General features: G+C 35.2%; 5 protein-coding genes. 2 read left to right on the top strand and 3 right to left on the bottom strand.

The genetic code is table 11. From position 1 onward, the window contains the following. Window positions 1-32 precede the first annotated feature (32 nt). Window positions 33-491, top strand: coding sequence for a PilW family protein (locus RTL21_RS18770; RefSeq protein ID WP_312098070.1), 459 nt, complete (start codon window positions 33-35; stop codon window positions 489-491). A gap of 17 nt (window positions 492-508) precedes the next feature. Next, on the top strand, window positions 509-2,320 hold the full coding sequence (locus RTL21_RS18765) for an autotransporter outer membrane beta-barrel domain-containing protein (protein ID WP_312098068.1): 1,812 nt from the start codon (window positions 509-511) through the stop codon (window positions 2,318-2,320). 86 nt (window positions 2,321-2,406) lie between these two features. Here the strand turns inward: RTL21_RS18765 and RTL21_RS18760 are convergent, their stop codons facing one another. The 3 genes from RTL21_RS18760 to RTL21_RS18750 form a co-directional block, all read right to left on the bottom strand. After that, window positions 2,407-4,122: a sensor domain-containing diguanylate cyclase gene (locus RTL21_RS18760; protein ID WP_312098066.1), complete on the bottom strand. Its 1,716-nt coding sequence runs from the start codon at window positions 4,120-4,122 to the stop codon at window positions 2,407-2,409. Window positions 4,123-4,287: 165 nt separating this feature from the next. Continuing rightward, the gene (locus RTL21_RS18755) at window positions 4,288-5,589 is read right to left on the bottom strand and encodes a bifunctional folylpolyglutamate synthase/dihydrofolate synthase (RefSeq protein ID WP_312098064.1); all 1,302 of its coding nucleotides are present in this window, start codon (window positions 5,587-5,589) and stop codon (window positions 4,288-4,290) included. Between the two features lie 274 nt (window positions 5,590-5,863). Further along, window positions 5,864-8,313, bottom strand: a 2,450-nt coding sequence (locus RTL21_RS18750; protein ID WP_312098062.1) for a valine--tRNA ligase, incomplete at its 5' end; no start/stop codon positions are given.

Genomic DNA, 8,313 nt, shown 5'->3' with positions numbered 1-8,313 from the left:
ATATAACGAAAAAATAAGGGAGAAAAAAGAAGATGATTCGAAACCAAAGAGGACTTACTTTAATTGAATTACTTATTTCTCTCGCACTCGGCTCGATAGTATTAGTCCTTATCTATCAGTTCTTTTTTCAAGGCATTCATTTTTCGAAAGTAGTCAATGATAAAACATTATTACAGCAAGAAGCAAACTACATGGTTTCCAGCATGACAAAGATTCATCAAACCTCTGATTCTTATACGATTACATTTGATCAAAATCCAAATGCCTCCTTTATCACAGTGGACGGGAAGCAAAAAATTACTTTTAAAAATGAAAAATTCCGATATGAACTGTTAAAAAGTACGGCAGATGGAACCGAAAAAACCTATATTCCTAATTCCTTTACCGTTGTACCATTACAGGAAGATATCATTATTACCATTAAAATCACAAGTACTGACAAGGAAAAACAAACCTATCAAACAGCTATAACCTTATCCCGCATAAAATAGAAAGGAGGAAATCTATCTTGCACTATTTCAATGAAAAAGGAAATACACTTGTACTTATTCTTGCGCTTATATCTGTTTTCAGTATTCTTTATATTTCGATTGTTGGTGTTTCGATTACTAATTCTAAACAGATCACCATTACAGAAGATAATGCACAAGCTGTTTCCATTGCAGAGATGGGAATCACTTACTATAAAACAGCTTTATACAATAAAAGCACTGAAGTAAAAGCAAATAGTGCTTTTAAGGATGGCATCAATCAAACTATAACAAAAGAAATAAATGATACATTCGGAAAGATTACTGCCAGTAATAAGGAATCTACAGAAGCAGAAATCAATAAAACAACTTATTTCAATAAACTATCAGCTATCGCTTCTAATCAATATATGGAAATAATTAAAAGAGAATTAGAGACTATAGACCACAGCTTTTTTCAAAGTGTGACAGTTGCCGTTGATACCGCTTCGAGTAGCTCTTTTACTATTTCGAATATAAAACAAACCAGTAATAAGGATGGCATTACCTATACATTTGATAGTAAAGGAATTAATGGGGATAAAGAAATCACGTTATCATCTGTCCTTACGATGCCGGTAAAACTTGATCCCATTACTTTAGAAGCAGAAACTAATAGTGAAACAGGAAACAGTAACGATGGCGGAAATATTGATGATGGCTCTTCCGAAAACCAATGGATTGCAAAGACAGGGTTGACTGGAAACGATGTTCCTGACCCTGGAAGATTAGCAGCTTGTGTGAGTCCCATTCCAGATAATTATCGGTTTACAAGCAACTGTCAATATAATGGAAGTACTACAATTACAAAAAACACCGATATCGTAAATGCAATTTTAAAAACAAATGGGGCATTGACGATTTCATCTAACGTTAATCAGTTTTCGAATTCAACCATTTACACCACTAATGATTTGACAGTATCCGGAAATTTAAACGGTGTTTCTTCAATTAAAATCCATGCCGGTGGAAGTGGTTCATTTAGTAACTTAAATAGCACCATTAGTAATTCAATCATCGAAATAGCCGGAAGTGGTTCATTTCAAAATATAAAAACAAGTGATTCCACTATCTATGTTGGAGGAGCAGCAACATTTCAGAATGGAAATAGCTTAGCAAAAACTAAATTAGAAGTAAAAGGCAGTTTAATAAGCGGAAATTGGAATGATGCTTATGATAGTATCATTTCAATTGGTGGTGCTGCAGTCGTTGGCAATATTAATAGTTTATTCCAAAATACCACGCTTTCAATTCAAGGCAGTGGAAGTTTTCAAAATGTAAATAGCCTTAAAAACTCTACTATTTATGTTGGAGGGGCAGCAACATTTGGCGAAATAAATGAGTTTAATAATTCACAAATTAAAATAAATGGAGATTTTTATGCTCAGGGCCTAAATAACCCTACGAATAATGGCCACATGATTATTTTAGGGAATGGAGAGTTTTCTAAAATAAATAACCTTGCAAATATATCGATTTATATTGGTGGAAACGGAAAAATTGGCAGTAATCTAAACATAGGAGATAATGGTAAAGTCTGTGTGAAGGGTACTTTAGATCTAACTGGAAACATCCATAAAAATGGAAATGGAAAAATATATGCTTCTAGATTAACCCCTAATACTGCTCAGATTAACGGAAGCAAAATTGATACAAACGCCAATAATTTTGCAACAAATTGTAATAGCGACTTTCCAGATGGTGATGAAAATGATGGAGGAAGCAATACTCCAGAAACTGTTTACTTGCCAGCTATCGTCAATGATTTACGAGTTGAAGATAGTAAAATTAATGTAGATTATGATTATTGATTATGGATAGTCTCTACTGTTTTAAGAACATAAACACATAGAAAAAGGAAGAATGGATTTGGCATAATCATCCATTCTTCCTTTTATTATTTCACATAGCTCCCAACCCGATTACGCCCAGCTCTTTTCGCTCCTACATATAATGCTCTATCTGCATGTCGTATTAACGCCAACGATTCATCAGCATCTTCAGGAGCATAAGCTATACCTAGAGAAGCAGTAATATTTACATTTTTTATTTTTTGACGATCGTCTATATTTTGTTGAATATCAAACGATCTAGATGCAATCATCTTGCGGATAAACTCAGCCAAATCGAACGCTTCTGTCTTTGCTATATTGGTCAATAGGATTACAAATTCTTCTCCACCATATCTAGCAACAACTCCATGGTCACCAATAAGATTTTGAATTCTTGTTGCAAAAGCTTTTAAAATCTCATTGCCAGCCTGATGTCCATATTGATCATTTACTGATTTAAAATGGTCAATATCCAACATGATTAGAGCAAGATTGTCCAATTTTTTCTCATTAAGTTCAATAAAACGATCACTTAATATTTTTTCAAAATAGCGGTAATTATAAAGCTTTGTTAATGCACATCTCTCACTATGTTCCTTCGTTTGCTCAAAATACTTAGCATTTTCTAAAGCAATTGCGAATTGGGTACATAAAAGATCTAAGACCATTAATTTTATATTGGCAAAGGCTTTCTTTTGTTTGCTCCCTAATAGTAGTACTCCAATCACTTTATTATTCTTGATAAGCGGCATACATAATACACTTTGAATTCCTTCAGGCATATAGCCTTTATTTACTTTTTGCCAGTCTTGCGCAGAATGGAATACACTTATTTTCTTCGAGGCTAAAACTTTTCCGCTTATCCCCTCATTTTCTTGCATCCTATCAGAAAAAACAGGTAACTTTTCCTGCTGTTCTACACGTGAAATCATTTCCAATTGATTATTGGAAATTACCTGATGAATAAATATAAAATCAACTTTAAATAATTCATACAATTTTCCAATAAAAAAATCAACCGTTTCATTTACGTACAAATTTTGGGAAAGCTGATGACCAATTTCAGCCGTTTTTCTTAAATAATCATTGGCTGTTTGACTAGAATGATATAGCTTTAAAATGAGCGATAGCGTTATAAATGGCACACCTATCAATATTAAAGCAGCAAGTCCAACATATTGGTACATAATATATAATGCAATTCCCACCGGATATGTAATAATCGTTGTGAATATCTCCCAGACTAAATCCTTTGTAATAAATCGTTGCTTTCTTTTATAAATAAAACGATCTATTAAATAGATGCCCAAAGTATTAAGTAACAGATAGGAAACAAGATAGAGACTGATCAAAATAAACGATTTTAGATCAAAGGCTAAATCGTATCCATGCTTTCCTCCAAGACTATAGTATATAATCCCACTTAAAAAGGAAACAAGGAAAAACATGGTAGAATTCATGGGCAGGCGAAAAAGTGTCTTTTTGTCTAATTTCGCTTGATATAGTACTGCTAATAATGCTATTTGAACGAGGATAATTTCGATGAACAATCCGAATATTAAAAAAACAGACAGTGTCGCCCATTGCAAGAAAAATACCGGAATACCATTTATAATCATTGGCATACTAGCAACAACAGTCATAAATAATAAAAAGGAGAGAATCTCCCACTCATTTCCACTGATTTGTGGGGGATACATATTATGAGAGAACCACAAACCTAAAGAGAGTAGGAGTATCCAAACTGTCCATATTATTTTTTTCTCCCTTGGTTGAACCATTCTCTCTCCCCCTTCTTTTGCACCAATTCACTGATGCTTTATCTCGTATTTCATTCAAAACAAATGTATATTTTACCATATTCTTAAAATTCCCACATTTCAATCCTAATAAATATATACTACCCCTTTCTGTCCTAATAATCTAGATATTTTTTTGTGATATAGTTATTTCTTGAAATTTTTCCAAAATGTCTTTACTTCTGAAATAAAATACAAAGAACCTGTTATGAGAAGCATCTCATCTACTTCAATCTTTTCTATATGATCGAGAATTGCTTTTTTCCAGTCGCTATTTTGTTCCTTCAACGGATGGTTACTTTCTTCATATAACGAACTACTGTCTGCAGCTCTTGGAAAATCAAATGTGACAAAGGTTATCGTCGCAGCAACTTGATCTAGTTTAGTAATCATGCTATCGGTTTTTTTATCAGAAAGCGCAGCAAAAATTATGTTTTTCTTCTTATCTTTATACCGATTGACTAAAACATCCACTAACGCTTCTATTCCTTCCTCATTGTGAGCGCCATCTACCACCACTAGAGGATCTTCTGAAATAATTTCAAAACGTCCTGGCCATTTAGACAATAATAGCCCCTGCCGAATACTTTCCTCATTTATAGATACATATGTTTCACGTAAAGCTTGAGCACCTATAACTGCTAACGATGCATTTTCCACTTGATGCTTACCAAACATGGTAATCTGTAAATCTTCCCATTTAAAGAATGGAGACTTTAAGTCAAAAGATTCAGCGGAAGGTCTTGAATGATAGTCATCTATAGAAAAATCTTTATCCAATAAATAGATGGGAGCCCCCATGTCCTTTGCCTGTTCCATAATAACTTTTTGGGCATCCTTTTGTTTAACAGCAGCAATAATGGGAGTTGCCTTTTTTATAATTCCAGCTTTCTCAAATGCAATTTGTGCATAAGTGTCTCCTAAAATCGCTGTGTGATCCAAACCTATGCTTGTAATGATAGAAAGTAACGGAGAGATGATATTTGTTGAATCAAATCGACCTCCTAATCCTACCTCATAAATAACGATGTCCATTTTATTCATATAAGCAAAATAATAGAAAGACATTGCTGTAATAATTTCGAATTCTGTTGGTCCACCAATCTCCATACTGTCCATTTCTTCTACAATCGGATGCAGTTTATTTGCTAATGCTAGAATTTCTTCGTCGCTAATTGGTTTGCCGTTTACACTGATTCTTTCATTAAATTGTTCTATGTAAGGTGAAGTAAAGGTTCCGACTGTTAATCCTGCTTGTTGTAGAATATTTCTTAAATAAGTAACGGTAGACCCCTTTCCATTTGTGCCACCGATATGAACCGTTTTTATTTGTTTTTCTGGATGATTTAGCTTCTCCATCATCATTTCCATTCGTGTTAACCCAGGTTTTATACCAAAACGCAAGCGAGAATGAATCCAATTTAGTGCTTCTTCATAACTATGAAACATCCCTACACCCTCTTTTATGAATAATGATTGTACTCGTCTATTAGCTAGGCAATTTTTCAAAAAGTGAGTACGAGAACACACTTATACAGCAGACTGAATACACAAAGACACCTGCTTTGGAAATACGAGACAGGCGAGGCGCGAGCCCGCGGAAAGTGAAGGGTATTCAGTCTGCGGCTTCTAGAAAGTAACCTTACGCTGAATAGCTGATTTGAATAGAAGAAGGGTGCCTCAAAGGTTTTAATAGTGGAGACACCCTTCGTTCTCTATGAAATTAACCTTTTAGTTCGTTTATACGTGCCTCCACTGCTGCACGCTTCTCTAAATAGTCTTTCTCTTTTGCTCTTTCTTCATTAATTACCTTTTCTGGTGCTTTTTTCACGAAACCTTCATTGCCTAATTTCTTTTGAACCCGTTCAACTTCTTTATTCCATTTCTCTAACTCTTTCGTAAGTCTCGCAATTTCTTCTTCCATATTGATTAACCCTTCTAATGGAAGAATAATTTCAACACCAGTTACAACTGCAGTCATTGCTTTATCTGGCATTGCAATATCAGTATCAATACTTAATGTTTCTGGATTACAGAAGCGTTCAATAAATGATTTATTTTCTAAAAGTGTAGCTTTTATATCTTCATCTTTGGCTTTTAATAAAATGCTGATTTTCTTGCTCATTGGTGTATTTACTTCCGCACGGCTGTTACGAACAGAGCGGATAATCTCAACAAGCAATTTCATATCATTAGCAGCCTTCTCATCTGTAAATGCAAGATTTACCTCTGGCCATTTCGCAACTGTAATGGATTCACCAGTATGCGGTAGGTTTTGCCAAATTTCTTCTGTGATGAATGGCATAAATGGATGTAATAAGCGCATTGTGTTATCTAGTACATAAGCTAAAATAGAGCGAGTTGTTAGCTTTGCCGCCTCATCATCCCCATATAATGGAAGTTTTGCCATTTCAATATACCAGTCACAGAAGTCATCCCAGATAAAGTTATAAAGAACTCTTCCTACTTCTCCAAATTCATAGCGATCAGATAGACGTGTAACTGTTTCAATTGTTTCATTCAATCTCGTTAAGATCCACTTATCTGCAACTGATTTTTCTCCTGATAAATCAATTTCATCATATGTTAAACCATCCATATTCATTAGCGCAAAACGAGAAGCATTCCAAATTTTATTGGCAAAGTTCCAAGTTGATTCTACCTTTTCTATACTGAATCGTAAATCTTGACCTGGAGAGCTTCCAGTAGATAAGAAGTAACGTAAGGAATCCGCGCCATACTTAGCAATAACATCCATTGGGTCTACTCCATTACCTAATGATTTACTCATTTTACGTCCTTGCTCATCGCGAACGAGCCCGTGGATTAATACATCCTTAAATGGTCTTTCTCCAGTAAATTCTACTCCTTGGAAAATCATGCGAGATACCCAGAAGAAAATAATGTCATAGCCAGTTACTAATGCAGCAGTCGGATAATAACGTTTATAGTCCTCTGCCTCTGTATTCGGCCAATCTAATGTTGAAAAAGGCCATAACGCTGAACTAAACCATGTATCTAGAACATCTGTATCTTGTTCCCAATTTTCAATATCTGCTGGCGCTTCATGGTTTACATAAACTTCGCCTGTTTCTTTATGATACCAAGCAGGAATGCGATGACCCCACCAAAGCTGACGAGAAATGCACCAATCACGAATATTTTCCATCCAGCGCATATATGTGTTTTCAAAACGATTTGGTACAAAGTTTACTTTTTCTTCCTCTTTACCTTGTAACGCAATTGCTTCATCAGCCAGTGGCTGCATTTTAACAAACCATTGTGTAGATAAATATGGTTCTACTACTGCACCGCTTCGCTCTGAGTGTCCAACTGAATGCATATGCTCTTCAATTTTAAATAGTACGCCCATTTCCTGTAAATCTTTTACGATTTGCTTACGGCACTCAAAACGGTCCATTCCTTCATATTTACCAGCACGCTCATTCATAGTGCCGTCTTCATTCATGACTAAAATTCTCTCTAAATTATGGCGGTTTCCAACTTCAAAGTCGTTCGGATCATGTGCAGGAGTCATTTTCACAGCACCTGAACCAAAATCCATTTCCACATAATCATCAGCAACAATCGGAATCTCTCTTCCTACGATTGGCAGAATTACTTTCTTGCCAATTAAATGCTGGTATCTTTCATCTTTCGGATGAACAGCAACACCTGAATCACCAAGCATTGTTTCTGGACGAGTCGTTGCTACTTCAATATAACCAGATCCATCTGCTAAAGGATATTTCATATGATAGAATGCCCCTTGTACATCCTTATAAATTACCTCAATATCAGATAAAGCAGTTTTTGTTGCAGGATCCCAGTTAATAATATATTCACCGCGGTAGATAAGCCCCTTCTTATATAAAGAAACGAAAACCTCACGAACTGCTTTGGAAAGACCTTCATCCAACGTAAATCTTTCTCTAGAATAGTCTAACCCAAGTCCTAATTTCGACCATTGTGCACGGATATGGCTTGCATATTCCTCTTTCCATTTCCATGTTTCTTCTACAAATTTTTCTCGGCCAAGATCATATCTGCTAATCTTTTGGGCACGAAGCCTTTCTTCCACCTTTGCTTGCGTTGCAATACCAGCATGGTCCATACCAGGTAACCATAATACATCATAGCCCTGCATTCTTTTCATTCTTGTTAAAATATCTT

Source organism: Niallia sp. (assembly GCF_031978665.1).
GTDB lineage: Bacteria > Bacillota > Bacilli > Bacillales > Cytobacillaceae > Niallia.
This window is presented reverse-complemented; position numbering and strand designations above follow the sequence as displayed.

What these genes read in the sequence shown, in the direction of transcription:
- RTL21_RS18770 (WP_312098070.1), top strand. Translation starts at nt 33, where the DNA reads ATGATTCGAAACCAAAGAGGACTTACTTTAATTGAATTACTTATTTCT.
- RTL21_RS18760 (WP_312098066.1), bottom strand. Translation starts at nt 4,122, where the DNA reads ATGGTTCAACCAAGGGAGAAAAAAATAATATGGACAGTTTGGATACTC.
- RTL21_RS18755 (WP_312098064.1), bottom strand. Translation starts at nt 5,589, where the DNA reads ATGTTTCATAGTTATGAAGAAGCACTAAATTGGATTCATTCTCGCTTG.